This is a genomic window from Exiguobacterium sp. s78, assembly GCF_018618985.1.
Classification (GTDB): Bacteria; Bacillota; Bacilli; order Exiguobacteriales; family Exiguobacteriaceae; genus Exiguobacterium_A; species Exiguobacterium_A abrahamii.
The window spans coordinates 764029-788991 of sequence record NZ_JACSNB010000001.1 but is presented as its reverse complement, the minus strand read 5'-3'; the positions used below and the strand labels follow the sequence as shown (position 1 = coordinate 788991).

Genomic DNA, 24963 nt, shown 5'->3' with positions numbered 1-24963 from the left:
AAAGCTGAGGCGCGCCTCAGCTTTTTTTTAGTTCTTCACTTTATGAATCGCACGCTCTAGACGGTCGAGATCCTCATTTTCACCAATAACGACGAGATAGTCCCCTTTTTCAATCATTTCATCAGCTTGTAGAGAAATCAGAACGTTTTCTCCACGTTTAATGGCGACGACGTTCGCTCCGTATTTGCTTCGTAGATCAAGGTCGATCAATGTTTGTTTTGCCATCCGGTCACTGACTTTAATTTCAACGATCGAAAATTCTTGAGATAAGTCGAGATAGTCAAGAATATTTGAACTCATTAAACCATTTGCAATCCGGACTCCCATATCCCGTTCGGGGTGAACGATGAAGTCTGCTCCAATTTTTCGTAATACCTTTTCGTGGTAATCGTTCGTCGCTTTAACGGTGATCGATTGTACCCCAAGCTCTTTTAAGATCAATGTCGTCAAGATGGATGCTTGAATATTTTCACCGATGGCAACGATGACATGATCGAAGTTTCGGATTCCTAGACTTTTTAAGACATTCTCATCCGTTGTGTCCGCGATGACGGAATGCGTCGCAATTCCCATGAATTCATTGACGCGCTCCTCGTCGGAGTCAATCGCTAAGACATCGTAGCCATTTTTCGATAATTCACGGACAATCGAGCCACCAAAGCGCCCTAGTCCAATTACTGCAAACTCTCCATTCATTTTCACAACTCTCCTTCACAATCGCTCTTCCTTAGTAGTGTACCCGATTCAATTTAAAAATACTATAAACGCCCCTGCGATTCGCAGAGGCGTTTATTCATCCATTATTTTGAGGATTTCCCACGTACATAATCGTTATCGAACAAGAAGAGTCGTAAAATCAAGTACAACGCCGGAATCAAGAGTAAGAGTCCGAAGATGAAGACAACGACGAGTGCGGAAGCCATTGTTTCGTTAACGACCGCTTTGTTGATATCGATATATGGATACAAGATGTATGGTAGGTGCGTATAACCGTAACCAAACCATGCCACTCCATACTGTAACATGACCGCGACGAAGGCAATTCCGTAATTCTTCTTCATGTAGACGAGTGTCACCGCAACGAGGAAGAAGATGAAACTAGCAGCGAACCACCACCAGTTCCCGTTTAAGATGTTCTCATAGTGCCATGCCGCTTGATTTTTCAATCCAAAGAAGACGAGTGCACAGACAAGAATCGTCGGACCACTCCAGAAGAGTGCCCATTTACGAATTAGCGGAGTAGCCCCTTCATCCTTCGCTTTATCTGCGTAGAACAAGAGGAACATCGCACTGATATAGAGGACGGATACGATAGCGAGTGCTACGACCGACCAAGAGTAAAAGTTCGTAAATAATTTTGTTCCTAAAAACTCGACTGTTTCATTCGTTTTACGAATGAAACCACCTTGACTGATCGTCAATGTCGTTGACATCGCCGCCGGAATCAATAGACCAGTTGCTCCATATAAGAACGTATAGAACATGCTGTCGTTTGATCCATAATTGGCAAATGCATAGAAGCTACCACGAATCGCAATCAATACGAGAACGATCGAGGCTGGCACGAGCAGTGCCGTACCGAAATAGTAAGCGGTATCCGGGAAGAACCCGACTAGTCCGACGAAGAAGAATACGAAGAAGACATTCGTTACCTCCCACACTGGTGAGAGATAACGAAGAATCAATCGATTCGTTAAATGATCCCGCTTCGTATATTTTGAATAAAAGGCGTAAAATCCAGCACCGAAGTCAATTGAGGCAACGATGAGATATCCGTACAGGAAAGTCCAGAGGACCGTAATTCCTAGTGTTTGAACGTCCAAATCGTTCCCTCCTTACTTGTTATCATCCACGAACATAGCTTCCCCACGTGCGTGGTGGTTTTCAGCAAGTTCTTGAAGTTCTTTTCCAACCGGGTTTTTCTTGAACATCCGTAATAATACGACTGTACAAATCGTACCGAGCATCAAGTACAAGGCACTGAATAGAATCAACATCGGACCGACGGCAGTTGATGTCGTCGCCGCATCTGCTGTCCGCATGATGCCGTAAAGTGTCCAAGGTTGGCGACCAATTTCAGCATACATCCAACCTGCTTCAATGGAAATCATCGCCAGAGGTCCACCGATGAAGACACCTCTTAAAATCCATTTGTTATAAGGATTTAATTTTTTCAAACGGAATGCCAAGATGAACAAGGCAGAGATGGCAGCCAAATACATACCAATCGAAACCATGATATCGAAGAAATAGTGAACGATCAGCGGTGCTTGATCTTCTTTTGCGAACTCATTTAGACCAATGACTTCTGTATCTGGAGCTCCACCCGCAAGGATCGAGAGTGCATATGGGATTTTGACGGCTCCCTTGATTTCATAACTGCCGTCTTCTTGCTGATCAAGTATCCCACCAAAGATCAATTCTGCTTCACTTGTCGTTTCAAAATGCCATTCAGCAGCCGCGAGTTTCTCTGGCTGATATTTCGCCAAGTATTTCCCTGAGAAGTCCCCGACAAGTGCCGTCGAGAAGGCAAAAATCAATCCAGCCATAACCGTTAAGCGAAGTGCTTTTTTGTGATACGCTGTTTCCGCTGCTGAGAGTGTTTTTTTGCTGAGTAAGTGGAACGCCGCGATTGCCGCCAAGATGAAGGCGACTGTCAAATAAGCCGATACGATGACATGTGTTGCTTTTGTAGGTGTTGCTGTATTGAACATTGCTTTTAATGGTTCAATTTGCGTTAGCGTTCCATTGACGATCTTAAATCCTTCTGGTGAGTTCATGAAGGAGTTGACCGTCGTAATGAAGAATGCTGATGCTGTCGCACCGATGACGACTGGAATCCCGATCAACCAGTGTAACCATGGGTTTTTGAATCGATCCCATGTATACAGGTAAATACCGAGAAAAATCGCTTCAAAGAAGAATGCGAATGTTTCCATGAACAGTGGTAATGCGATCGTTTGACCAGCCACTTGCATGAGTGACGGCCAAAGTAGTGATAATTGCAATCCGATGGCCGTCCCTGTCACGACACCGACTGCGACGGTAACGACGTATCCACGCGTCCACCGTCTTGCTAATAAAATATAATCCGGATCTTTGCGTTTCAGACCGATGAATTCAGCAGCGAGTACCATGAGTGGTACCCCGACGCCAATCGTCGCGAATATAATATGAAACGCTAATGTGAGCCCTGTCAACAATCGACTGAGCAATACGGGATCATTGAACATGTATATAGCCCCCTCTTCCTAAAACATACTTCTCTATATGGTCTATAACCGTATCATAGAGAACATAACCCTTTATGTCTGTTTATAATGTTTGATGTAACAAATTGTTCACATGTGCACGTGATTTTTTTCACAAAATGTTCGAAAACTCCTATTCTTACATATATAAAAAGCTCTCCCATTCTTGATTTCGAAAGGGAAAGCTTAATGTCCTTCATTATTTCATAAAACTTTTTAAACATATTCTCGGAAATAATGATCGAGTAAATCAATCACAAATGGAATCGCGGATTCATCCGGATTCAAGGTTGGTTGGTGAAGTCCAGATGTCGGATTGTCGACTCCGAGCCAAAACATCATCCCTGGAATTTCCTTCAACATGAATCCGAAGTCTTCTCCTGTCATTGCTGCATCACATTCAATGTAGTTCGCATTCATCTTGACGAATGATGAAAATTTATCAACGATGTGTCGGTCATTGACGACCTCGTAATAACGATTTCCGAATTGTAGATCAATCTTGACGCCAAACGAAGCTTCGATTCCTCGAATGATGTCACGAACGCGTCGTTCCAGTTTTTCCATGTCTTCTCCATTGAGTGCGCGCATCGTACCGTCAAGAACAGCTCTACCGGCGATGACGTTTTCCCGAATCCCGGCATCGACCTTTCCAATCGTAATGACGCTACAGTTCATCGGATTGATCGATCGACTGACGATTGTTTGCAGTTGCATGATCAAGGCTGCTTGCGCGACGACCGTATCAATCGTCAAATGAGGAAAGGCCGCGTGACCACTTTGACCATAAATCGTTATATGAACTTCTCGAGCACTCGCGAACAAGACGCCGGGACGGCTCGCAATCGTACCGACTGGATATTCCGGTGCAACATGAAGACCATACATCTCACTTGGACGATATTTTTCAAACAACGGACTTTTAATCATCGGTTCAGCCCCGCCCGGACCTTCTTCCGCTGGTTGGAATAAAAAGACAACATCATCCATGACCGGCAATTCAATGATTCGTTTCATCAACCCTAACGCAATCGATGTGTGCATATCGTGACCACAGGCATGCATGAAGCCTGGATGTTCCGAGCAAAATGGAAGACCTGTCGCTTCTTCAATTGGTAACCCATCAATGTCTGCCCGGTACCCAATCGTCCGATTTCCAGTCAATCCTTTCACTCGAACGAAAACACCTGTTTCAAACGTGTCATACGTGACACGATCTGGTGGATAAGCACGAATTTGTTCCAATATAAAAGCTTGCGTCTTAAATTCCTTGAACCCTGGTTCTGGTATTTTATGAAGCGCGCGCCGCATTTCAATGGCGTATTCCATCTGACTGACTTCCTCCTTCTTCTTTTACGATGTCCCAAAATGCTTGAACTTGTTTTAGTTCAAGCATCGATTCCGTAGACAAAATCCATGTATCTCGCTTTAATATTTTTCCAGACGATGTTTTTAAAGGAAGCTGCATGACTTCATTCGATTGCTGAATCGTCGACTCGGGTAAAATCGCAAATCCAATTCCATGTAGAGCCATCTGCTTACATGTCTCGATTTGATCGACGACCAACGTCCGAGATGGTGGACTTGCGAACCGATCTTGCCACCATTCTAAAATTTCCTGATAGTACGTTGAGTCACTCTTGAACTGGATGAATGGTCGATCCGTCACGCGTAACTGTTCGATTGACGTCAACTCACTATCGACTAAATAGAGCGGATCCGAGAAAAGACGTTCTTTGACACCTTTCCAGTCCGGGTTTCCACGAATGATCCCGATATGAAAATGTTCCTCTAACATATGACGCATCATCTCACTGGACCATCCCGTGACAAGCTGAACACGGACATGCGGATAACGCTCAACGAATCGTTTTAAGACACGCGGGAGCCAATATTGCCCCATGATGGAAGCGACGGCAATCCGAAGCGTTCCATAAACGGCACCCTCTTCTGCTGTCAATTCACTTTTTAACTCAAGTTCCTTCCGATTCATCTCTTTTGCGAGACCGATTACTTTTTCTCCTTGTGGTGTGATGCTTAACCCACGCGATGAACGAATGAATAATTTTGTTCCCCAGCGTCTTTCAATCGCAACGAGACGTTGACTAAGCGCAGGTTGCGAGACGAATAATCGTTCAGCAGCGCGCCTCATATTCAATTCTTCCGATAAGGTGATCAACATTTCCATTTCCGACACTTGCAATGTGAGATTCGACTCCTCATGATATAAGATGGCATTAGTTTAACACGTTAGAAAGGACGATACATATGACACGCTATCATTTTATGTTCATCATCTCAACGATTGCAACGCTTGGCAGTCTCTATTTCAGTGAAATTCGCGGATTCATCCCCTGCCCTCTCTGTTGGTGGCAACGACTATTCATGTATACGACTGCCTTTTATTTGCTCATCTCGCTATTCCGGTCGAAAACGATTGATCCGCTCTTCGTCCGCCTGTATGTGCTTGCCGGCTTTGGTGTCGCCTTGTACCACGTCATCCTTGAGCGCTTACCCGATGGCGAAGCGTTATGTACAAGCGGCTGTCTCATCAAGTGGGTCAACTATTTTGGTTTCTTGACGATCCCGATGATGAGTCTCATTGCCTTCACATTACTTTTGATTCTAGCGTTCTATCCAGCACGTTCGAACAATGAAGCATAAGATGGGGCTGACTCAAAAGTCAGTCTCTACAAAGATAAGTGTGGCAGAATGATGATCTGCCATCCTTATCTCGTAACAAAAAGAATGACGCGTCTTTTCACGCCCTTTCCTCAGGCGAGACACAAGCCAGTTTTCCTGCTTCGTTGAAGCAGGAAAGCGGGTCTTGTTCGTCTCTGACAGCGCATAAATGCGCTTGTTCCTGTAGGAGTGGCGTGTGACGCGTCATTCTTTTTTTGAGTCAGCCCCCGTTTGACATCACGTCCAGCGATTGAAGACGCTGACGGCACTTGAGAACGCAAGCTCCGAGAGTTGTCCCGTACCTTCACACCAGTCCCCGACGAAAGCGACACCTGCATGATCCGGAATGTGAGTCGCAAGCGGCGTTTGCCCCATTTTCCATTTGATTTCTTGTACGACTGCTCGTTTGATCGTTCGTTCTGCGACGATACGTTGTCGCCAATCTGCAAAATGAGCGTCAAGCATCTGTTCGATTCCTGTTCGGACATGTCCAATATAATCAGGATCCTCAAGTCGATCGTGTTCAAGGTAGGCGATTGCTTGAAGAACTTGACCATCCTTCGGTGCAAGACTTGCATCATAATGCGATAAATCCGTGATGAACGCTCGATGCGAACGGTCGTAGATGTATGAATACGGTGTTTCGATATACGGATGAAGTCCAAGATCATACACGAATACTTCTACCGGTTCATGATTTGCATACGGTGTAACAAATCGTTGAATGGCAGTTGGGGTTGCCATTTTTAAGATTTCACGCGGTGGTACGGCAAAGATGATCCGTTCGACGTTCCATTCTTGTTTCTTTCGATCACGTACTAAGAATCCTGTCGTAGTCGATTCGACTGCTGTTATTTTTGTTTTTTTCAGGATCTCTCCGCGGTTCTCTAGGATGATCCGTTCCAACTCCTGTACTAACCCTTGCCATCCTCCTTCGATGTATGAGACAGGCTTTCGCGTCCGAAAAAGTTTTTGATAATACTCGAAATAGACGTCTGACGGAATTTTTTCGGGTTCTGCCGTAAAAAAGTTCGTTGATGCCAAATCAAGCATCAACTGTGCCACTTGTTCATCGACTCGTTCTGTTTTTAACCATTGCCCGATCGATTGTTGCGGATCCCCTCGTTCGACTCGTAAAATCGTTTTAATGATTTCCCATGTAAAACGTACTTTGTTCGTTCCTTCGATGACTTCTGTTTTCAATAATCCCCAGGCATTCGCAGGAACTGCCGTCAAATGACCTGAAAACTCATATTTCGCACGACTCGCTGAGAAATCCAGCCACGTCACTTCGATACCGAGCTGTTTCGTTAATTTGCGGAGAATCGATTGATCGCGTCCATAAATCGCATGAGCACCGTAATTAAACGTAAATCCTTTTACGGTTTGAGAGGTGGCACGTCCTCCGAGCAATCCAGCATCCCAGAGCGTGACCGGTGTTCCTTGTTTTGCGAACAATGCTGCTGCCGTCAAGCCGGATAACCCTCCACCTATGATCCCAATCGTCATACTCTCGCCTCCTCAATCATCGTTTCTCTTCTTTTCCCATAACAATTGAAGAAGAATCGAAGAACATGAAAAAAGACGTGATTTCACGATTGAAATCACGTCTCCTTATTTTGGATTAGGCTTTCCACCATTCATCGAGTGGTGAGACCGGCATATGATGCTTATGCCCAACACGTTTATACTGCGTCTCTAACTTTTCTTGACTTGCTTCTGAAATCGTCTTTCCTTCCAAATAATCATCGATTTCTTCATATGTCATACCAAGTGCCACTTCGTCTGGTAGTGCCGGACGATTTTCTTCAAGATCTGCTGTCGGAACTTTTTCAATCAAGACTTCTGGTGCGTTCAAGTAACGTAAGAGTTGTTTCCCTTGCCGTTTATTCAGTCCTGTCAATGGCGTCAAATCACATGCACCATCACCGTGTTTCGTGTAGAATCCCGTCACGAATTCAGCTGCATGATCCGTTCCAACGACTAAACAGCCATAATGAGCGGCTAAATCATATTGGCTTTTCATTCGCTCCCGCGCTTTCGTATTCCCTTTACTAAAGTCGGAAAGTTCTGCACCTGTCGCTTCTTTGAACGCCTGCATCGATGCTTCGACTGCTGGTTTAATATTCACACGAAGCGAATGATCCGGTTGAATGAACGTCAAGGCTGTCTGTGCGTCTGCTTCATCTTGTTGTTCCCCGTAAGGCAAGCGGACCGCATAAAATGCGACATCTTTTCCCTCTTCTTTTCGTAACTCTTCAACTGCCAGTTGGCACAGACGACCGGCGAGCGAAGAATCTTGTCCCCCTGAGATGCCCAGTACGAATCCTTTTGCTCCTGTATGCTTGAGATACGCCTTCAAGAAGGCTACCCGCTCGTTTACTTCTTGTGCTGGGTCAATGACAGGCTTTACTCCTGTTACTTGGATGATTTCTTGTTGCATGAATCGCTTCACTCCTTCACATTATGTTGATCGTCATTTCGAATCAATCATTTGTTGGTCCGTCGTTTGTTTCGCACTTGCTCCTTTAAACTGACGGATTGTCGATACGCGAACTTCCGTGCTATCACCTAAAGAGGAGATCGGTAATTCAACTGTATACTGTTTCGTTTCACGTTTCGTGAACGTATCCTTTTCAATCGCTTGCGTGAATACTTGCTCTTTCTCAAAATCATACGTTACGTGTTGTTTCGCATCAATCAATTGAGCCTGAAAACGTTGTGAGGAAGGATACGTCACGTTCACACTGTGATCATTTGGATTCGTTAAAGAAATGTTTAATTGCATCATGTCGTCCTGCTTTGTCGTTTTGACTGCAATCTGAATCGGTTCGTTCGTGGTTGTTGTTGCCTGTTGTTTCTTTTCTTGGCAACCTGCTAAACAAACAGTAAGCAGTAGCAGAATGAAAACGAGACGTTTCATCTCATCCCTCCTTTTATCTTTATCAATTTTATCATAAAAAAAAAGCGAGAGAGGATCCTCCTCTCTCGCACGTTTATTCACTTATGCTACAGGTAAAGTCGATGGATTCATCTTGAATGAAAACAATTGCTCTAATCCTGTCGCAAAAAGTTCGTCACAAATATCCTCTGCCGCGTTTGCTGGTGCGACTAATGTAATCGTACGACTGTCGATTGTTTCGATCGTTACATATACCCCTGTTTTTGTCCGTTCCTTGTATCCTACTGCTAAATCAGTTTCAGCGAAAAGTAACATATCCCCGATTCTCCCCTTTTCTCATTCATAATGCCCAGCCAAGAGATGACCTACATGATTCGAATTCGTTATTGTAGATTAACTGTACCAAAGGGCAGGAAAAAGAAGAAAATTGTCATTCGACATTTCATTTCAAAACAATATTTCAATGTTATCAGGGATATTTTGGAATGCTTGATTTAGTTGTTAGATGCAAGCGTTTTAATAAGCATTTCCAACACATTTCATTTCGATTTCAAAAAGATGACAACATAATTTTGATTATTTTACCAGCGTTTTTAGACAACAGGGAAAATATACCTAGACAATCAGTGACTCATTTTGTCGAATGATTCTCTCAAGCAATTATTTTTTAAGTTCTTATGAACTTTCATCTATCATTCGATTCATTTGCTGCCAAACCGTTCCTAGTGCTTCTTCCCCACTTTCGATCCGAGTTAATGCGAGTTCGGCTTGTAGAGCCACTTCATATTCCCGGTCTCGAATGGCTTCACGCAGTCTTGGAATTGATTGTTCCGTTCCGACATCAAACAGGAAGCGAGCAGCTCGCCAGCGTACTAATTTATTTTTATCCGCTAGCGCTTCCATCATCATTGGTTCAGCTTCCGGCATCGCCCAATCTGAAATCGTATCGCCTGCTGTCCGGCGAACGATCCCTGACGGATCATGCAGTGCACTCGTCAAATACTCTAACAGTTCTTCACGGTGATCTTCGAACATCCCAAGCTTTACGATCGCTTGACGTCGAATTTGCATCTTCTCATCCTGTAACAGGCGAGCATAAGCTGGAACCCATTCCATCTCAACAGGTAGTTCATCGAGCGCCGCGAATCGTTCTTTCCAATCGGATGATTGAATCGCTTGACCGCTAAACGTAATATCTTCTCCTGCTGCGAGCGACTTGAGACGTTCGAGACGTTCGACTGGATAGGCAATCTCAATCTCATTCGCTACTTCACGCAAGCTTTCGTCAAGGTCACCGTATCGAGGTGCTTGTTCTACCCAGCGTCGATCGCTAATGACATTTTGAACGAATGGTTGGACGAATAGCGCTGCTTCTCGGAAACGTTCCGACAGCCCTTCTCGTTTTTCTTCTAATCCTTTCACACCTTTGATTTGCATCGGTACGCCTAAAATGAATTGCACGAATAGATGGACAGGTTCATACTCAGCATCTGTCTCGTGTTGTTCAACGTCATTTAACGTTTCACCGAACGCACGTCGTATATCGATGACAAGCGAGCGCCAATCATATTTCGGATAACGCTCGATCGATAAAAAGTCACTGACCTGATAAACGAACTTAATGCCAGGTATTTCAAGTAATCGCTGAATGTGTTCCGGTGCGCCAAAGGCATGCTCAAATGTCTGCCCTTTTTCCGAAAAGACCTCATCAACGATGACTTTCATGTTATTTGGACTTGGTGTTGGTTCAATCGCTACGATTTTCATGTGTATCCCCTCCACTTCTATCATTTCAGATATCTCATCTGAAATGCAAAGCAAATGCCCTACAGACGTGACTGTAGGGCAAAAACTTACTTGAATGCCTCTTCGATGATTGCAACGAAAGCATCCGGTGTCTCAAGCATCCCCATGTGTCCACTGTCTGTTGACCGATGTATGAGATGATCATTCTTTGGTGCAAATGCACTTTCCTCTGAAATCAGTTGATCTTTCGTGCCGTGAATGATGACACCCTTCACGTTTGACCTCGTCAAGACCTTCGTCATATCTCGCCGATCTCGCATCGCAGAGAGCGCACGAATGGCTCCTTCGACCGTCATCATGTATCCAATCTCAAGTGCTTCAGCGACAGCGAACTCATCTGCCCCTTCAGCGAATAAGGATGGAACAAGACCATTGACGAATTCTCTGACACCGACTTCTTCAACGCGTGTGATGTTTTGATTTCGTTTTTGTTTCGCTTGTTCATCATCTGCTTTAGCTGTCGAATACACAAGACCGTATCCACTGATTTGATCCGCATACCCTTCAACAATTGCAGCTGTGATGTATCCACCAAAGGAATGTCCGATGATGATCGGCTTGTCGATACCACGTCGATCAAGTTCATGCATGACCCATTCTGCAAAGCCTTCAATCGTATCCGGACCAACATCGAGTCCCTCATGTCCTGGTAAACTTAGTGGTAAGACATCAAAGGAATGTCGTAAATTTGCTTCTACCCGATTAAAATAATCTGTTCCTCCTGTAAATCCATGCAGGAGTACAAGTGTCTGTTTTTCCATTGACTACCTCATCCCTTCCATTCAGATGCGAGCATACGGTACATCGTCAAATCCATGAAACGACCATGACTGTATGCATAATCTTCTAATAATCCTTCTGCTTTGAATCCTAATTTTTGAACCAATGCGTTAGAAGCGAGGTTTTCAGGTGCGACGAGGGCGCTGATTCGATGGAGAGCAAATTCTTCAAAACCATATGTCAGAACAGCTCTTGCCGCTTCTGAAGCGACACCACGTTGCCAATAGTCTTGACTAACTTCAAAACCAATTTCAGCCCGATGGTATTGGGACAGCCAGTTATGAAAACCGATCGTACCGATCAATTGATTCGTTTGTGCATCAGCAATTGCCCAGCGAATCGCTTTACCTTGCGTGAACTGTTCTTTAAAGTAACTGATGACATTTTTAGCTTCATAGACCGTCACGAGCGGATCTGATCCGTAATAGTACATGACTTTATCGTCCGATAGGATTTTAAACAATTCGCGTGCGTCACGGTTTTCGAGCTCACGTAATATGAAGCGCTCGGTCCGCAATTCCGGGAAAGGCTTTCGCAAGCCCCACATGCTCCATCACCTCTCTTTATGCTTCTCTATGTAGTATGCCCGTTTTCAGAAGTAAATATCCTTTCAGGCAATTCGAAGTTTTGCTACTATTAAATTATGAAGTAGTTAGTCATGGAAAGGAAGCGAAGTGGTATGTCGAGTGCGTTACTTTACTTATATGAGGACGAGGAAAATCAACGATTAACGATGTCAGGAGTACATTTCTCTGATTTCGCTGCAGCCGTCGATTTGAAACGTCCTTTACTCATTTCAGGAAGTGATTTCAAACAGACGAAACAATCGTTTCGAACGATGCTTCATTACATCGAATCGCATGAGATCGAACAGTTTTCACAATCAACGGATGTCCAGCGTCACCCTTTGACTGCTATTGATATTCGATCTTCCCATTCGCTCGATGTATTGACGGATGTCGAAATCGCAGAATTATTATTTTTAATGCATATGAAACGAGGGACACCGCTTCCTTTCCTTGACTCGATCGAGAATGAACTGGTCTATTTTAGCGAACACGATGGTCTTCATGCTTCTGTTTACTTGAAGGATTGGTCACGGGTAGAACAACTTATCTCTGATCTCGTACAACGGAAATTTCGTCAGCACGCACGATCCGTCGCCTCGATCGCTTTAACAGCTGAAATCATGATTCATATCCGTCATCTTCTCAAAGAAGGAGTATTGATTGATTTCGAAAGTGCAAAACGGTCTGTTTTCTCAAGAAATATCACGATTCCCGTCTATGTAGCAGGACGGTACGAAGATATGAACGTATTACATGAAGATTTTGAAGCAGAGAAAGAATCGATCCTTCGACGTGGATCGCTTGTTTGTCGCAAAAAGAAATGGAGTTTTGAGTTAGATTGACCTTTAGCATCTTTTTCTTTTGGAAAAGGATGCTTTTGTTCTATTTGAATTTCATATCACGATTGCCTCTTAACAGGTATTCCTATCCATATGACAATATTGTTAAAAAATTTTTCGAATTTTCACACAAAATAAGACTAGCATCTTGTGAAGACTTCGCTATAATGAGGATAACCTTTTCAAGATAGAAGTTAGACCCTGTTTTTTATAGGGATAGTACTGGAATCAGCAGAAGGAGGAATTCAATATGGATCAGTTAAAAGTGAACGGAATTGGCTCATTCACGAAATTTGCGACAAATGGGAACATCCTGAAATTAAAGGATGCGACACTCGGTGAAGTGAAATTGTCGCTGAATGAAGCGAGTTCAATGACCATCGCCCCTGTCGATGAAGAAAATGGACTTTTCATCATTAGAGGGCAACAGCAGGAATCGCTTGTTGAACTGACGTTACCACGTCAATCCTGTGAGGTCGTTCACGCTTGGCTCCTCCATAAATTGAAACGCCACAAAAAAACGCGCTCGATTGCAACGAGCTGATATGTAATCCGAAACGCCTCTAGTAGAGAACCTCATCTCTACTAGAGGCGTTATTTATTTTCAAAAATTCGGTGATGAATTTTCAGAAAATATTGTTTTATTAAATTCTTCATGTTATCCTTAGAAAAATTCAAACAGGAGGTTTTAAACATGACACACGCAACGCTCATCCAAGAACGACTGATTGTGATTAAGAGTAGGGACTGAAGATTCATTTCTCGTTTGAGAAAATGAAGATCCAGGCCCTTTTCGTCATTTCGACAAGGCGTCTGAGCAAACGACGCCTATCCACAAACTTAGTGGATGAGGCTTTTTTTATGAAATTAGGATGAATGGAGGACAACACATGTTTAAGACAAAAGATACATTTGCTTTAGGATTTATGATTTTTGCTTTATTTTTCGGTGCCGGTAACCTGATCTTCCCACCGGAACTCGGTGCGCTTGCGGGTTCACAGTTCCTTCCTGCCATCCTTGGTTTTATCGTAACGGGTGTCGGTCTTCCTTTGCTCGGCTTACTTGCAGTTGCCTCTATCGGGGGTGGCATCAAAACACTTGCTGCACCACTCCCTCGTTTTGTAGGTGCTGCCTTGACGTTCGCACTCTATGTTGCGATCGGTCCCTTTTTCGGAATTCCGCGCACATCGGTTGTCACGTATGAGCTCGGAGTCGTACCATTTCTTGGTGCTCCCTCACAAATGACGTTGATCATCTCATCGAGTCTCTTTTTCCTTGCCACACTTTATCTTGTACTACGACCAGGAAAATTACTTGAGATCATCGGGCGTTTCATCACACCATTATTACTGATTGCTCTTGCTGCATTAAGCATCAGTAGCATCATTTCGCCACTTTCGGGTGTCGCTTCACCAAACGAAGCGTATGAGACGACTGGACAGGCATTCATTCAAGGTTTCCTTCAAGGATACTTAACGCTTGATGCACTCGGTGCCTTGGTATTTGGTGTCGTCGTACTGCATACATTGAAAAGCCGAGGCGTTCATGAACGAAAAGCACAATTTAAAGTCGTCACTCGTGCCGGAATCATCGCTGCCACTGCTTTGACTCTCGTCTATGTCGGACTTGGAATGATCGGACGTAACACATTTGCCGCCATCGGAAAAGTTGATGGTCCAGCACTTCTTCAACATTATGCAAATACTGCCTTCGGCTCAATCGGTTTAGCTGTACTTGGTCTTGCAATTCTGCTTGCATGTTTGACGACATCAGTTGGTCTCGTCACCGCATTTGCAGAATATATGATGACGATTTCCAACCGTGTATCTTTAAAAGCGGCAAGTATCTTCACGACTGCTCTTGGTCTTACGGTATCGATCGTCGGATTGCAAACATTGTTATCCATTGCTGTTCCGGTATTGATGTTCCTTTATCCAATCGTCATCGTCTTGATCGCATTGACATTCATGCGTCATCTGTTCCGTCGTAAGTCGGTTGTTTATCAATCAACTCTTGGTGTAACAATTTTCTTCTCATTCTGTAGTGCGTTGAATCAACTTTCGCTTTTCCCGGGAAATCTTAAGACATTCTATCAATCCTTACCTTTAGTGAATCAAAGTTTAGAATGGTTATTCCCAACACTCATCGCCTTCGGTATCAGTTCATGGATTGGACACGTTTCCAGTGCTTCTATCACACAAAAACGCGCTAGCTAGTGATTCCGCTTTCATCGCTATGGTATGATGAACAAAATGGTTCTATTAATGGAGGCGTCATATACATGGATAAGATTGCTTGGATTACCGACAGCATGGCTTTTTTTGAGCCAGGAGAGGCTGAAAAAATCGGAGTCCATGTGATACCGACTTTACTCATCTTAAACGGAGAGTCTTACCGGGAGTATGTCGATATCTCGATTGAACAGCTTGATCAAAAAATGCGAGAAGATTCCCACGCTTCACCGACGACTTCTCAACCATCATTCGGTGATTTCGTAACCTTGTATGAACAATTGCTTGAAGATGGTTATGATTATGGGTATGCGATTCACATCACGAGTGGACTGAGCGGCACATATTCGAGTTCCGTCGCTGCAGCTGAAGCTGTCGGTTTCCCCTTATACGCGATTGATTCGTATACAGGTGCTGCGAATCAGCAAGAACTTGTCCGGATCGCACAACGACTCGTTGCTGCTGGTAAAGGTCCAGATGAAGTCATGTCTACGCTTGAGACATTCAAACACAAATCGCATTTTTATCTGATCATCGGAAATATGGAGACGATGCGACGGAGCGGACGTGTCTCAGGAAGTCAATTTTTACTAGCAAACATGCTCAATATTAAACCAATCGCTCAATTTAATGAGGAAGGACGACTTGTCCCATTTAAAAAAGTCCGTTCCATCAAAAAAGCTTTTAAAGAAATGGTCAGTGAAATTTCATCAAAAGTCAGTGCTCATGGTGTATATGATCGGACGCTTTATGTCAGTCATACGCTCGCTCATGCCGCTGCTGAAGAATTACGGCGCTTGATTTCTACAGAACATCCGGAGCTTCAAGTACGCATTACCCAATTTGGTCCTTCCATCTTGGCACATGCTGGCGCTGAGACGGTCGGTGTGTACTGGTTCGATGAGATTCCTTTACCAACAACTTGATATCTTGCACGAAACGATGAAAACCGGACGGTCTGCTTGAGACCGTCCGGTTTTTTCATGTCGTTTCATACTTACGAAATAGTTCTTCTAATAATACGGCTTCGTCCGTCGTCCGTTGAATCGGCTCATGCGGAAGCGTGATTACACTGGATAACGTCTCAGAAGGATATACATCAATCGAAACTTGTTCCATTTCGATGAGATACTCAAGGATGGAATCAAGTGATGTCTCCTTATTGAACTGACGAAGCCAATTTTCATATCGACGATCCACTTTTCCTTCTTTAAGCAAAATCTTTCCACCGTCAATGATCGCCCACTTCGGTGGCGCATCGATTTGAAAGAGTTCCAACTGCTGGTACTCTTCCATCGTTCGTTTCGTCACCGGAACAACACCGTTAATCGATACTAACCGTTTTAATCTAAGATGCGCTCGCATCGTCATAAAACGAGGTCGCCCAGCGACTCGCTCGACAAGCAACGTCGGCTTGTCGATGGAGCGCATCGTCTCTTCATCAAATAATAAACTATGATCAACATCTAACAGTAACATCAAGCCACTCCTTTTTTTCTACGGGAGACGATGAATGCATAGGAGCTACATAAAAGAATCGCGGCAAAACAATATCCACCGATGACATCTGAGAAATAGTGAACGTTTAAAATGATTCGAGAAGCTCCCATGGCGAGGAATAATCCAATCGTCACGATCGATACAAGTACCTTCCCACCTGTTTTCAAATGACGAAACGCAACAACGAGAAATCCGGTATAGACGGCAAAAGCCATCGCTGAGTGACCACTCGGAAAACTGTATCCTACGCCACCAACCAATTCATTTAATGAGGGGCGCTCTCGGACAAAGGCAAATTTAACGACTTGATTCAATACACCTACTGATATTGCCATGATTACATACCAGATACTTGCAATGCGATCCCGCCACAAAACATAACTCAGTATTCCAAGTAACACCGTCATCGTCATCGCCCCTGGACCTGATCCGAGTTGAGTGAACCAAGAAACGTAATCCCCTGGGACGTGTTGCGACATATATGACGATAATTGAGCATCAAATAAAAAATAGCCTGTCGTCCGAATGGAGACAGCGATGATCACGAATAAGACGACAGCGATGGATGCACCAATCCATGCCCCTCTCGCACCTCGCATCAGTATGTCCCCTTACGTTCTTCTAATTCTTCTGCTGAATAGTCTTCCTTATCTCGCAAACGATGCGCTAGTCGTCCGGATGCATTTGCTGCGATGGCTGCGACGATATCATCCATGAACGTATTGACTTTTCCGTCCCCAAGCTTCGTATCGAGTTCTTTGATGATACCGACCTTTGCTTTATCCAAATAGCCGAACGTCGTAACCGCAATCGAACCATACGTGTTGACGGCACCAATCGCAATCGTCTCATCTACGCCAAATAGCCCTTCATCGCTTTGGATGATGGACAGGAGGGGTTCTGATAATAACCCTTTTTCCGCCAAGATGTCTAGTTCTGCTCCGACGAGAATCGCATGTTGTAATTCACGTTTTTCAAGAACACGTTCTACTGAACTGACACATGTTTCAATTGTCAGATCCACCGTGTAGGGGGCCTGCATTTGGTAAACGATCTCAGCGATTGCATGAATCGTCACCCCTCGTTCATGTAACTTATCGATAGCTGCCTGTTTGACCTCTTTTGAATGTGTTTTCTTCATGACTATATCCACCTCTCCAACAAAGTACTTCATTAGTATACACGGATTCTGAACCTCCTCTCAAACTTCTTTGACATCGACGCCAGAATCCGTCATGATTATTTTGTAAAGCGTTATCATTTCAGGGGAAAGTAGGGGATTTTCGATGAACATCGGGGTTGTATTGTTTCCATCGAAACGCGTTCAAGATTTTGCAAATTCATACCGAAAGAGATATGACTCGAAGTATGCACTGATCACACCTCATATCACGCTACGGGAGCGGATGGAAGTTGATGAGACAGAATTAGACCACATCGTGACGGAGTTGAATCGAATCGCGTCCGAAACGAAGCCTGTCAATTTGCACATCCAAGGAGCTCGTTCGTTCCATCCGACGAACAATGTCTTGTTCCTTAAAGTAATGCCGACGGATGAGTTAGAACAATTACATCGCGCTTTGCATACGGGACCACTCGAACATAAGCCGAAATACGATTTCTTGCCACACATCACAATCGGTCAAGAACTGTCGGATGTCGAACTGTTCGATGTACTAGAACGTCTCAAGATGGAAGATATCCGTTTCCAAGAGGACGTCACGAAAATGGCTTTATTGTATGAACTGGAGAACGGTGCTTGGAGTGTCTATGAGACATTCCGCTTCACAGGTCAATGAATGATTAAACTTCCCGGTCGAAGCTTCGACCGGGAAGTTTTAGTTCTGGTAATACACCGTATGCATTTGCCTGTTCTTCTAAAAAGTCGTCCGCTTCGTGTTCGCGGTAAGGGTCAGTTGGGCGTATCGGTTGAACTCGAGCGACTGGTTCAGTCTTTAGCTGTGGATCGACACGTACTTGACGATTGACATATTGTACGACTGTAAAATCGATTGCGTTCATCCTCTGCACTTCCTCTCTCCTTCTAGTGACACTTATATTTGGTAGTTCCCCGATCGAGCACAAAAAAAACCAAGCCTCCCGCATGGGAAAGCCTGGCTTAATCGATCGTTTATTAAAGAATGTGGAATCCGCTATCGACGTGAAGAATTTCTCCTGTCACCCCACTCGACATTTGCGAAAGCAAGAACAATCCACTTTGACCAATTTGTTCCGTCGTCACGTTACGATGAAGTGGCGCTCGTTCTTCGATGCTATCAAGAATGGAATTGAAGTCGCCGACACCTTTTGCGGATACTGTCCGAATTGGACCAGCTGAAATCGCATTGACACGAACGCCTTGCTGACCGTATTCAGCAGCGAGATAACGAACGCTTGCATCTAATGCGGCTTTCGCAACACCCATGACGTTGTAGTTCGGAACCATTTTCTCACCACCGAGGTATGTCAACGTGATGACGGATGCATCTTCCGTGAAGAAATCCTTCGCGGCCTTGACGACTGCTGTTAAGCTGTAGGCTGAGATATCAAGTGCTTGCGCAAACTGTTCACGCGTTACCCCAGAAAACTCACCGCGAAGCGCTTCTTTATCCGCGAATGCGATCGAGTGAGCGATCCCTGAAATCTTACCGTGGTCCGCATGAATCGTTTGGAAGACCTGTTCAATCTCTTCGTCACTCGTGACATCACACGTATAATAAGAAGCCGGTCGTGATAATTCTTGTCCTAATTTTTCAAGTGGTGCCTTGAAACGTTCTCCGACATATGTAAATGCCAGGCTTGCTCCAGCAGCGTCGAGCGCACGTGCGATACCCCATGCAATCGAACGTTGGTTAATGACGCCCATGACGACGTACGTCTTGCCTTCGAGTGAAGGATAAATATTCATGATAAAGTCCCCCTTGAATTAGTACCTGGTAATAAAACCTATCTTCAGGTTACAAAAACGTAACGCTTCTGTCAACCATCGCTCTTGATATTGCGGATTTGATAAATTACGGTAATATAGAAAGAGATAGAAAGTAGGGATGAAATGAATCGATTCAAATCATTTACACAACGTTATGATCATACGTTGCTTTTTTTACTCGCCTGTCTGATGGTCATCAGTATCATCGCCATCTATACAGCACAACCTTCGCTTAAAGGTGCGATCAGTGCCATTAACTTCTCTGCCAAACAAATTCAATGGTATGTCATCGGCTTCATGGCGTTATCCGTCGTCATTTTCATCGATTATGAACAGTTGAAGCGATTCCACTGGTTTTTATATGGAGCAGGTATCGTGTCATTGATCGGTCTTGTCGTTCTTCGAAACACACCAATCGTCACTGAAATCAAAGGGGCATACGGTTGGTATCAATTCCCCGTTATCGGTACGGTTCAACCGGCTGAGTTCATGAAGTTCTTTTTGATCGTTACGCTCGCTGCCGTCATTACCGAGCACAATGCGCGTTATGTTCAACATGAAAGAGATCTCTTGTTACTTATCAAGTTGGTCGCGGTTACAGCCTTACCGCTCGGTCTTATCATCATTCAGCCCGATCTAGGGATCGGTTTGATTCTATGCGTCATCTTAGCATGTGCGATGTTGTTATCCGGACTAAACTGGAAATGGCTTTTGACGATGTTCGGTCTGTTCGCAGGAGCCGTCATCATCTTCTTTTACCTGTTCTTTTTCCAAAACGATTTACTCGCAACCTTTTTCCCAGGTCACGCGATGAACCGGATCATGGCTTGGTTGCAACCGTTCGAATATGCGGATGATTTGTCGTACCAACTCGTCCAAGCAATCAACGCAACAGGTTCAGGGCAAATGTTCGGCGTTGGATACGGGAAACTGCAAGTGTTCGTTCCGGAATTGCATACAGACTTCATCTTTACGACGATTGCCTCACACTACGGTTTCATCGGGGCTGCCATCGTCTTGATCGTCTTGTTCCTGTTCGTCTATCGCTTGATTCAGATTGCTCTCGAGACAGCGGATCCATTTGGTACCTATATCGTGACAGGATATGTCGCGATGTTTACGTTCCAAATCTTCCAAAACATCGGGATGACGATTGGTGTCTTACCAATCACAGGTCTTCCCTTACCGTTCATCAGTTATGGGGGATCAACGATGATCGTAAACCTCGTCGGTCTAGGATTGATCATGGCAATCGCCTCTCAATCTCGGATTTCCATGTTCGATGAAGACTAAACACAAATAAAAGGCAGTGGACCGAGTCCATTGCCTTTTATTTGTGTACTTTATCCTTCCAATCGAAGATCCTCAGGAAGTGGTGCTTCAAAACGAACCCGTTCTCCCGTCGCAGGATGAAGGAACGTTGCTGACGCACTATGAAGCGCCTGACGCGGAAGTAACGGGTTCCCTTGATACATCGTATCGCCAATCAAGGGATGCCCAAGAAAAGCAAGATGGACACGAATTTGGTGTGTCCGACCTGTCTCTAGTCGGATATCGAGTAATGAAATTTCTTGGTCAAAGGCTCGAACTAGACGGCTATTTAAGATATGAGTGATGGCACGTTGACCATCTGGTCGTACCATCCGTTCCATAAAGGAATGATCGGTTTGACCAATCGGTTGATCAATCGTTTGTACCGGTACGTTTCCGGGTGCATACGCTAAATAATGTCGTTCTAATTCATTAGATCGTTGCATGAGACTCATCCGGTGATGGGCAAGCCCGTGTTTCGCGAACAAGACAAGACCACTCGTATCACGATCGAGTCGATTAACGATATGGATTGCATACGGAATTCCTTGTTTTCGGTAATAACCAAGCACATAGTTCGATAATGAGCGTTCCGGATGCAGTCGTGACGGGATCGATGCCATGCCCGGCGGTTTATTGACGACGAGCAACCAATCATCTTCAAACAAAATATCAAGTTCCCCTTCTGTCGCCACCATATCCGGTGCTGGTGTCTCTTCCGGGAAGAAGACATGGACACGATCACCCGCGTGTAAGACGTCGTGGACGTTAACATGCTGACCATTACGCGTGATATCCCCATGATTTTTAATCGATACTAACATTTTCCGCGAAACCCCTAAGCGGGTCGTACAAAAATGACTGACACGCCAGCCATCCTCAATGTCAGTCACAATCTGTTGTAGCTGAAATCCATTCATGTTTCCTTTTCCTTTACTTTAACGTCTTTCGTCTGCCAGGAAAGATTCCCGCACCCGTTGCCAGAACGGGAAAGAACGAAAACGAGCAAATTTCACTTTTTTATCAGAGACCCGGCACCGAATCGATGTCACGTTTTGATGAATGATCGAAGCATAGTGGTCATAGGTCATCTGAAAATCAATCGGATTAACGGGACGAATTTCGACATCATGATGTTTGGGTAGCAACATCGGTGAGCCGATCGTCCGGTAGACACGATTGTTGATGGAAGCCATCTCTGTAATTTGAATTGCTTCGAGCGCCGGGTGAACGATCGCTCCGCCGAGTGCCTTATTGTACGCTGTCGAACCAGACGGTGTCGATACACACAGTCCATCACCTCGGAATGTCTCAAAGTAGTCGCCTCGAATCGATAAATCGCAAACGAGCGTCTGATTAAAACTTTTAATCGTACATTCATTCAAGGCAAGCAGTTGGTTGTGTGAACCGTCCGCATAATCAATCGAGAGTTCAAGCAACGGGTATTGAACCGTCGCTAAATCCTGCTTCGCGATATGATCAATCAGTTCATCCATTTCTTCAGGGCGCCAATCCGCATAAAAACCAAGATGCCCCGTATGAATCCCAACAAGCGTGATCGTCTCTACTTGATCGAGATACGAATGGAACGCCTGTAGCATCGTTCCGTCTCCACCGATCGAGACGACGATTTCCGGCTGGCTGACATCAAGAATACATCCCCGATCCGTCAATGCCTGCTCGAGTTGCTGTTTCAGCGCATGAGATCGCTCATCATCACGAGCCGTGATTGCAAAACGCATGGTCATCCCCCTACTCTTTTAATCGTTCAGACGCCTTAGCGTCGCGTTGAAAGACGAGTTGTGCGTCTTGGATTTCTACTTTCAGCTGGCTCATCTCCGCATCAAGCAAAAATGCTGCCTCTGCTGCACGACGCAGACGCTCACGCGTCTCTTCCGGAATATTTCCTTGGTACTTATAATTCAACGAGTGTTCAATCGTTGCCCAGAAGTTCATCGCAAGCGTTCGAATTTGGATCTCGACTAACGTCGGAACTTCACCTTCGATCGTCTGTACCGGATAGGCAATGATGACGTGATACGATCGATAGCCACTATCCTTTTTTTGCGTAATGTAGTTCCGTTCTTCGACGATTTTAAAATCTCCGCGCGAGCGCAACAGCTCAAGGACATGAATGATATCATCGACGAATTGACACATGATACGTAATCCGGCGATATCCTGCATGTCTTGTTCTAATGACTCACGCGCAATTGCTTTTCGTTCCGCTTTTTGAAGAATGCTCTTTACAGGTTTGACCCGTCCTGTGACAAATTCAATCGGTGAATGTTCTCCCCGTTGCTGAAATTGTTTACGAATCGCTTTTAGCTTAACTTTCAACTCATCGACCGCGATCTGATACGGTGCAAGAAATAAATCCCAATTTTCTTTTGTCATCTGATTTGTCACCACTTTTAATCGAATAGTATTGGTTCACTGCCTGTTCCTACCTCATTCATGTTATCATATTTTCAGACATTCAACTAGAAAGGCGTGATTCCGATTAGACAAGAATTGGAAATCGAATTTAAGAACTTATTGTCTGAACAAGAATATCTATCGTTATTTACCCATTATGCGTCAGCTAAACAACCCATTTGGCAAGCAAATGATTATTTTGATACGCCAGATTTTGAACTTCGAAAAAAAGGTGCTGCATTACGGATTCGTGAGAAAAAACAAGGGCTCGTACTGACTTTAAAACAACCCCATGAGGAAGGGTTGCTTGAAACGCATGTCACGTTATCATCAACTGAAGCAGAAGATCTTTTCAAATACGGTCTAATTCATTCCGAAGAGATGAACGAACAGCTAAAGTCATTTGATTTACAGGGATCTTTGGAGCATTTAGGTCGATTAGAGACAGAACGAATCGAAACCGTGCTCCCGGAAGGATTGCTTGTCCTTGATAAAAGTCGCTATCTCGGACACACCGATTATGAGTTAGAGTTTGAGGTCAGTAACTTCGAACAAGGGCAAAAGGATTTCGAGCGACTTCTTTCAGAACATGACATTCCCCAGCGCAAAACAAAAAACAAAATCGTTCGCTTCATGGAGCGTAAAGCGCTTTCTTGATTTTTCGTGTAAGAATGAACAAGCAAAACCTTTGCTCTTTCTTTTTTTTCGTTGCTAAAATAGGGTAACGATAACAACAGGAAGGGGTGAACGGATGGAACACTCACAATGTAACGGATCTTATTGTTCATTGGACGAACCATCGATTCAACAACCGACGAAACCTCTGGAAATCTATCATTTTCTAGATGTGACACAAACGGATGGTTTACGGTTGATACCCGTCCTCAAGAAGCTAGAGCTAGAATATGGTCATCTGTTCCGTCTTCGGACGATTGCAACGATTCCATGTGCTCCATCACGATCTGCATGCGATATGTCACCACTCGTCATTCTAAAAGCAATTGAGCTTCAAGGAAAGACGTTTGGTATGCGATTCATGCGACGCCTTCGAATGCTTCATAACGTCGAAGGAGAAAGTGCTTATAGTCGCCCATCATTGATGCGGCTAGCAGAGGCATTAACGGAGTATGGTTTGGATTTAGAAGAGTTTCATCGTGATGTCTCGTCGGATACGATTCAGCAAATGCTCGAGAAAGAAACCGAACTAGTCACCGATTGGGATGTTCGGATTCTTCCAACACTCGCTTTTGTCGGAGACGAAGAAGCGATCAAAGCAGAAGGACCTTATGAGTATTTGGTGTATGTCTCGATCTTAAGTGAATTGCTAGATCATACGATCGAGAAACAACCGAAGCCACCACTCGAACAATTCTTGAGACGGTATGAAACAGCAACAACGGCTGAAATCGCCTTTATTTATGATGCTCCTGAATCCCAGATTGAACACGAATTAAAAAAACTGGTCTTGCAACAAAAATGTGCTTCTCTATCGTACTGTGATGGAAAAGTATGGCGTCATTTAAAAGATTCGGCACACGCATGATAAAAACAATAAAAAGGGACAGTGAAGCATGCTTCACTGTCCCTTTTTAGTATTTACTCATAGAATAAGAAAAAGTCCTTCATGACGAGAAGGACTTTTCTTTTGACCACTGGATGGGGGAAAAAGAGAATCGACTGGGGAATGTGACCCTCTTCACAATATAAGTATATCGTGGACTTCGCCTCTTTTCCACTCTTTGTTC

29 protein-coding genes are annotated in these 24963 nt (G+C 44.3%); 9 read left to right on the top strand and 20 right to left on the bottom strand.

The window, feature by feature from the left end; genetic code table 11:
• Positions 1 to 27 precede the first annotated feature (27 nt).
• The 5 genes from KNQ18_RS03865 to KNQ18_RS03845 all read right to left on the bottom strand — a co-directional run bounded on the left by KNQ18_RS03865 (position 28) and on the right by KNQ18_RS03845 (position 5454).
• Complete coding sequence (locus tag KNQ18_RS03865) at positions 28 to 696, bottom strand: potassium channel family protein (RefSeq protein ID WP_023468857.1); 669 nt, start codon at positions 694 to 696, stop codon at positions 28 to 30.
• A gap of 104 nt (positions 697 to 800) precedes the next feature.
• A complete protein-coding gene (locus KNQ18_RS03860) occupies positions 801 to 1823 on the bottom strand; it encodes a cytochrome d ubiquinol oxidase subunit II (RefSeq protein WP_023468858.1) in 1023 nt (340 codons plus the stop codon).
• Between the two features lie 12 nt (positions 1824 to 1835).
• Positions 1836 to 3233, bottom strand: a complete 1398-nt coding sequence (locus tag KNQ18_RS03855; protein WP_215083899.1) for a cytochrome ubiquinol oxidase subunit I — start codon at positions 3231 to 3233, stop codon at positions 1836 to 1838.
• Between the two features lie 234 nt (positions 3234 to 3467).
• On the bottom strand, positions 3468 to 4580 hold the full coding sequence (locus KNQ18_RS03850; protein ID WP_023468860.1) for an N-acetyldiaminopimelate deacetylase: 1113 nt from the start codon (positions 4578 to 4580) through the stop codon (positions 3468 to 3470).
• Positions 4564 to 5454: a transcriptional regulator CcpC gene (locus KNQ18_RS03845; RefSeq protein WP_029342184.1), complete on the bottom strand. Its 891-nt coding sequence runs from the start codon at positions 5452 to 5454 to the stop codon at positions 4564 to 4566. The genes KNQ18_RS03850 and KNQ18_RS03845 overlap by 17 nt, the downstream gene beginning before the upstream one ends.
• Before the next feature lie 65 nt (positions 5455 to 5519).
• On the opposite strand from KNQ18_RS03845, the gene KNQ18_RS03840 reads away from it, so the two are divergent.
• On the top strand, positions 5520 to 5915 hold the full coding sequence (locus KNQ18_RS03840) for a disulfide bond formation protein B (RefSeq protein ID WP_023468862.1): 396 nt from the start codon (positions 5520 to 5522) through the stop codon (positions 5913 to 5915).
• 255 nt (positions 5916 to 6170) lie between these two features.
• On the opposite strand, the gene KNQ18_RS03835 is transcribed toward KNQ18_RS03840, so the two are convergent.
• From KNQ18_RS03835 to KNQ18_RS03805, 7 genes are all read right to left on the bottom strand, one after another.
• Positions 6171 to 7442 carry an FAD-dependent oxidoreductase gene (locus tag KNQ18_RS03835; RefSeq protein ID WP_215083896.1) on the bottom strand — a complete coding sequence of 424 codons (1272 nt, stop codon included), beginning with the start codon at positions 7440 to 7442 and terminating at the stop codon, positions 6171 to 6173.
• Positions 7443 to 7557: 115 nt separating this feature from the next.
• A complete protein-coding gene (gene nadE, locus KNQ18_RS03830; RefSeq protein ID WP_215083893.1) occupies positions 7558 to 8376 on the bottom strand; it encodes an ammonia-dependent NAD(+) synthetase in 819 nt (272 codons plus the stop codon).
• A 33-nt stretch (positions 8377 to 8409) separates the two neighbouring features.
• Positions 8410 to 8856 carry a BsuPI-related putative proteinase inhibitor gene (locus tag KNQ18_RS03825; RefSeq protein ID WP_149427640.1) on the bottom strand — a complete coding sequence of 149 codons (447 nt, stop codon included), beginning with the start codon at positions 8854 to 8856 and terminating at the stop codon, positions 8410 to 8412.
• A gap of 81 nt (positions 8857 to 8937) precedes the next feature.
• A complete protein-coding gene (locus KNQ18_RS03820; protein WP_023468866.1) occupies positions 8938 to 9150 on the bottom strand; it encodes a hypothetical protein in 213 nt (70 codons plus the stop codon).
• Between the two features lie 360 nt (positions 9151 to 9510).
• Positions 9511 to 10602 carry a conserved virulence factor C family protein gene (locus tag KNQ18_RS03815; RefSeq protein WP_215083889.1) on the bottom strand — a complete coding sequence of 364 codons (1092 nt, stop codon included), beginning with the start codon at positions 10600 to 10602 and terminating at the stop codon, positions 9511 to 9513.
• An 86-nt stretch (positions 10603 to 10688) separates the two neighbouring features.
• Positions 10689 to 11402: an alpha/beta fold hydrolase gene (locus KNQ18_RS03810; RefSeq protein WP_149427642.1), complete on the bottom strand. Its 714-nt coding sequence runs from the start codon at positions 11400 to 11402 to the stop codon at positions 10689 to 10691.
• Between the two features lie 8 nt (positions 11403 to 11410).
• Positions 11411 to 11968 (bottom strand): GNAT family N-acetyltransferase, encoded by a 558-nt coding sequence (locus KNQ18_RS03805; protein WP_023468869.1) that lies wholly within the window; start codon positions 11966 to 11968, stop codon positions 11411 to 11413.
• A 132-nt stretch (positions 11969 to 12100) separates the two neighbouring features.
• Here KNQ18_RS03805 and KNQ18_RS03800 point away from each other — a divergent pair, with 132 nt between their 5' ends.
• The 4 genes from KNQ18_RS03800 (at position 12101) to KNQ18_RS03785 (ending at position 15986) form a co-directional block, all read left to right on the top strand.
• Entirely contained in the window at positions 12101 to 12832 is a 732-nt protein-coding gene (locus KNQ18_RS03800) for a hypothetical protein (protein WP_215083874.1), read from the top strand.
• Between the two features lie 247 nt (positions 12833 to 13079).
• Positions 13080 to 13373: a hypothetical protein gene (locus KNQ18_RS03795; RefSeq protein WP_023468871.1), complete on the top strand. Its 294-nt coding sequence runs from the start codon at positions 13080 to 13082 to the stop codon at positions 13371 to 13373.
• A gap of 346 nt (positions 13374 to 13719) precedes the next feature.
• Complete coding sequence (gene brnQ, locus KNQ18_RS03790) at positions 13720 to 15045, top strand: branched-chain amino acid transport system II carrier protein (protein ID WP_215083872.1); 1326 nt, start codon at positions 13720 to 13722, stop codon at positions 15043 to 15045.
• A 65-nt stretch (positions 15046 to 15110) separates the two neighbouring features.
• Positions 15111 to 15986: a DegV family protein gene (locus KNQ18_RS03785; protein ID WP_055968680.1), complete on the top strand. Its 876-nt coding sequence runs from the start codon at positions 15111 to 15113 to the stop codon at positions 15984 to 15986.
• A 55-nt stretch (positions 15987 to 16041) separates the two neighbouring features.
• Here the strand turns inward: KNQ18_RS03785 and KNQ18_RS03780 are convergent, their stop codons facing one another.
• From KNQ18_RS03780 to KNQ18_RS03770, 3 genes are read right to left on the bottom strand one after another with little or no spacing between them, the layout of a single operon-like run.
• Complete coding sequence (locus KNQ18_RS03780) at positions 16042 to 16539, bottom strand: hypothetical protein (RefSeq protein ID WP_055968682.1); 498 nt, start codon at positions 16537 to 16539, stop codon at positions 16042 to 16044.
• Complete coding sequence (locus KNQ18_RS03775; protein ID WP_023468875.1) at positions 16539 to 17159, bottom strand: phosphatase PAP2 family protein; 621 nt, start codon at positions 17157 to 17159, stop codon at positions 16539 to 16541. Before KNQ18_RS03775 ends, KNQ18_RS03780 begins: the two co-directional genes overlap by 1 nt.
• Entirely contained in the window at positions 17159 to 17701 is a 543-nt protein-coding gene (locus tag KNQ18_RS03770; protein ID WP_034786059.1) for a phosphatidylglycerophosphatase A family protein, read from the bottom strand. The genes KNQ18_RS03775 and KNQ18_RS03770 overlap by 1 nt, the downstream gene beginning before the upstream one ends.
• A 145-nt stretch (positions 17702 to 17846) precedes the next feature.
• On the opposite strand from KNQ18_RS03770, the gene KNQ18_RS03765 reads away from it, so the two are divergent.
• Positions 17847 to 18359 carry a YjcG family protein gene (locus KNQ18_RS03765; RefSeq protein WP_023468877.1) on the top strand — a complete coding sequence of 171 codons (513 nt, stop codon included), beginning with the start codon at positions 17847 to 17849 and terminating at the stop codon, positions 18357 to 18359.
• Positions 18360 to 18363: 4 nt separating this feature from the next.
• Here KNQ18_RS03765 and KNQ18_RS03760 read toward each other — a convergent pair whose 3' ends face one another.
• On the bottom strand, positions 18364 to 18582 hold the full coding sequence (locus KNQ18_RS03760) for a hypothetical protein (protein ID WP_023468878.1): 219 nt from the start codon (positions 18580 to 18582) through the stop codon (positions 18364 to 18366).
• A gap of 112 nt (positions 18583 to 18694) precedes the next feature.
• On the bottom strand, positions 18695 to 19468 hold the full coding sequence (fabI, locus tag KNQ18_RS03755) for an enoyl-ACP reductase FabI (protein WP_029342212.1): 774 nt from the start codon (positions 19466 to 19468) through the stop codon (positions 18695 to 18697).
• Between the two features lie 144 nt (positions 19469 to 19612).
• On the opposite strand from fabI, the gene KNQ18_RS03750 reads away from it, so the two are divergent.
• Positions 19613 to 20782: an FtsW/RodA/SpoVE family cell cycle protein gene (locus KNQ18_RS03750; protein WP_035396680.1), complete on the top strand. Its 1170-nt coding sequence runs from the start codon at positions 19613 to 19615 to the stop codon at positions 20780 to 20782.
• A gap of 50 nt (positions 20783 to 20832) precedes the next feature.
• On the opposite strand, the gene KNQ18_RS03745 is transcribed toward KNQ18_RS03750, so the two are convergent.
• From KNQ18_RS03745 to yjbM, 3 genes are read right to left on the bottom strand one after another with little or no spacing between them, the layout of a single operon-like run.
• Positions 20833 to 21720: an RluA family pseudouridine synthase gene (locus tag KNQ18_RS03745; protein ID WP_215083871.1), complete on the bottom strand. Its 888-nt coding sequence runs from the start codon at positions 21718 to 21720 to the stop codon at positions 20833 to 20835.
• Between the two features lie 18 nt (positions 21721 to 21738).
• Positions 21739 to 22542, bottom strand: coding sequence for an NAD kinase (locus KNQ18_RS03740; protein ID WP_023468882.1), 804 nt, complete (start codon positions 22540 to 22542; stop codon positions 21739 to 21741).
• A 10-nt stretch (positions 22543 to 22552) separates the two neighbouring features.
• Entirely contained in the window at positions 22553 to 23197 is a 645-nt protein-coding gene (gene yjbM, locus KNQ18_RS03735; protein WP_035396676.1) for a GTP diphosphokinase, read from the bottom strand.
• A 96-nt stretch (positions 23198 to 23293) separates the two neighbouring features.
• Here yjbM and KNQ18_RS03730 point away from each other — a divergent pair, with 96 nt between their 5' ends.
• Both KNQ18_RS03730 and KNQ18_RS03725 read left to right on the top strand, forming a co-directional pair.
• Positions 23294 to 23875 carry a CYTH domain-containing protein gene (locus KNQ18_RS03730; RefSeq protein ID WP_235515916.1) on the top strand — a complete coding sequence of 194 codons (582 nt, stop codon included), beginning with the start codon at positions 23294 to 23296 and terminating at the stop codon, positions 23873 to 23875.
• A 94-nt stretch (positions 23876 to 23969) separates the two neighbouring features.
• A complete protein-coding gene (locus tag KNQ18_RS03725) occupies positions 23970 to 24761 on the top strand; it encodes a DsbA family protein (protein WP_023468885.1) in 792 nt (263 codons plus the stop codon).
• Positions 24762 to 24963 lie beyond the last annotated feature (202 nt).

Bases quoted from the DNA above. Each gene is read 5' to 3' on its own strand.
- KNQ18_RS03865 (WP_023468857.1), bottom strand. From the start codon at position 696: ATGAATGGAGAGTTTGCAGTAATTGGACTAGGGCGCTTTGGTGGCTCG.
- KNQ18_RS03855 (WP_215083899.1), bottom strand. From the start codon at position 3,233: ATGTTCAATGATCCCGTATTGCTCAGTCGATTGTTGACAGGGCTCACA.
- KNQ18_RS03850 (WP_023468860.1), bottom strand. From the start codon at position 4,580: ATGGAATACGCCATTGAAATGCGGCGCGCGCTTCATAAAATACCAGAA.
- KNQ18_RS03840 (WP_023468862.1), top strand. From the start codon at position 5,520: ATGACACGCTATCATTTTATGTTCATCATCTCAACGATTGCAACGCTT.
- KNQ18_RS03835 (WP_215083896.1), bottom strand. From the start codon at position 7,442: ATGACGATTGGGATCATAGGTGGAGGGTTATCCGGCTTGACGGCAGCA.
- nadE (WP_215083893.1), bottom strand. From the start codon at position 8,376: ATGCAACAAGAAATCATCCAAGTAACAGGAGTAAAGCCTGTCATTGAC.
- KNQ18_RS03825 (WP_149427640.1), bottom strand. From the start codon at position 8,856: ATGAAACGTCTCGTTTTCATTCTGCTACTGCTTACTGTTTGTTTAGCA.
- KNQ18_RS03820 (WP_023468866.1), bottom strand. From the start codon at position 9,150: ATGTTACTTTTCGCTGAAACTGATTTAGCAGTAGGATACAAGGAACGG.
- KNQ18_RS03815 (WP_215083889.1), bottom strand. From the start codon at position 10,602: ATGAAAATCGTAGCGATTGAACCAACACCAAGTCCAAATAACATGAAA.
- KNQ18_RS03810 (WP_149427642.1), bottom strand. From the start codon at position 11,402: ATGGAAAAACAGACACTTGTACTCCTGCATGGATTTACAGGAGGAACA.
- KNQ18_RS03805 (WP_023468869.1), bottom strand. From the start codon at position 11,968: ATGTGGGGCTTGCGAAAGCCTTTCCCGGAATTGCGGACCGAGCGCTTC.
- KNQ18_RS03800 (WP_215083874.1), top strand. From the start codon at position 12,101: ATGTCGAGTGCGTTACTTTACTTATATGAGGACGAGGAAAATCAACGA.
- KNQ18_RS03795 (WP_023468871.1), top strand. From the start codon at position 13,080: ATGGATCAGTTAAAAGTGAACGGAATTGGCTCATTCACGAAATTTGCG.
- brnQ (WP_215083872.1), top strand. From the start codon at position 13,720: ATGTTTAAGACAAAAGATACATTTGCTTTAGGATTTATGATTTTTGCT.
- KNQ18_RS03785 (WP_055968680.1), top strand. From the start codon at position 15,111: ATGGATAAGATTGCTTGGATTACCGACAGCATGGCTTTTTTTGAGCCA.
- KNQ18_RS03780 (WP_055968682.1), bottom strand. From the start codon at position 16,539: ATGTTACTGTTAGATGTTGATCATAGTTTATTATTTGATGAAGAGACG.
- KNQ18_RS03775 (WP_023468875.1), bottom strand. From the start codon at position 17,159: ATGCGAGGTGCGAGAGGGGCATGGATTGGTGCATCCATCGCTGTCGTC.
- KNQ18_RS03770 (WP_034786059.1), bottom strand. From the start codon at position 17,701: ATGAAGAAAACACATTCAAAAGAGGTCAAACAGGCAGCTATCGATAAG.
- KNQ18_RS03765 (WP_023468877.1), top strand. From the start codon at position 17,847: ATGAACATCGGGGTTGTATTGTTTCCATCGAAACGCGTTCAAGATTTT.
- KNQ18_RS03760 (WP_023468878.1), bottom strand. From the start codon at position 18,582: ATGAACGCAATCGATTTTACAGTCGTACAATATGTCAATCGTCAAGTA.
- fabI (WP_029342212.1), bottom strand. From the start codon at position 19,468: ATGAATATTTATCCTTCACTCGAAGGCAAGACGTACGTCGTCATGGGC.
- KNQ18_RS03750 (WP_035396680.1), top strand. From the start codon at position 19,613: ATGAATCGATTCAAATCATTTACACAACGTTATGATCATACGTTGCTT.
- KNQ18_RS03745 (WP_215083871.1), bottom strand. From the start codon at position 21,720: ATGAATGGATTTCAGCTACAACAGATTGTGACTGACATTGAGGATGGC.
- KNQ18_RS03740 (WP_023468882.1), bottom strand. From the start codon at position 22,542: ATGCGTTTTGCAATCACGGCTCGTGATGATGAGCGATCTCATGCGCTG.
- yjbM (WP_035396676.1), bottom strand. From the start codon at position 23,197: ATGACAAAAGAAAATTGGGATTTATTTCTTGCACCGTATCAGATCGCG.
- KNQ18_RS03725 (WP_023468885.1), top strand. From the start codon at position 23,970: ATGGAACACTCACAATGTAACGGATCTTATTGTTCATTGGACGAACCA.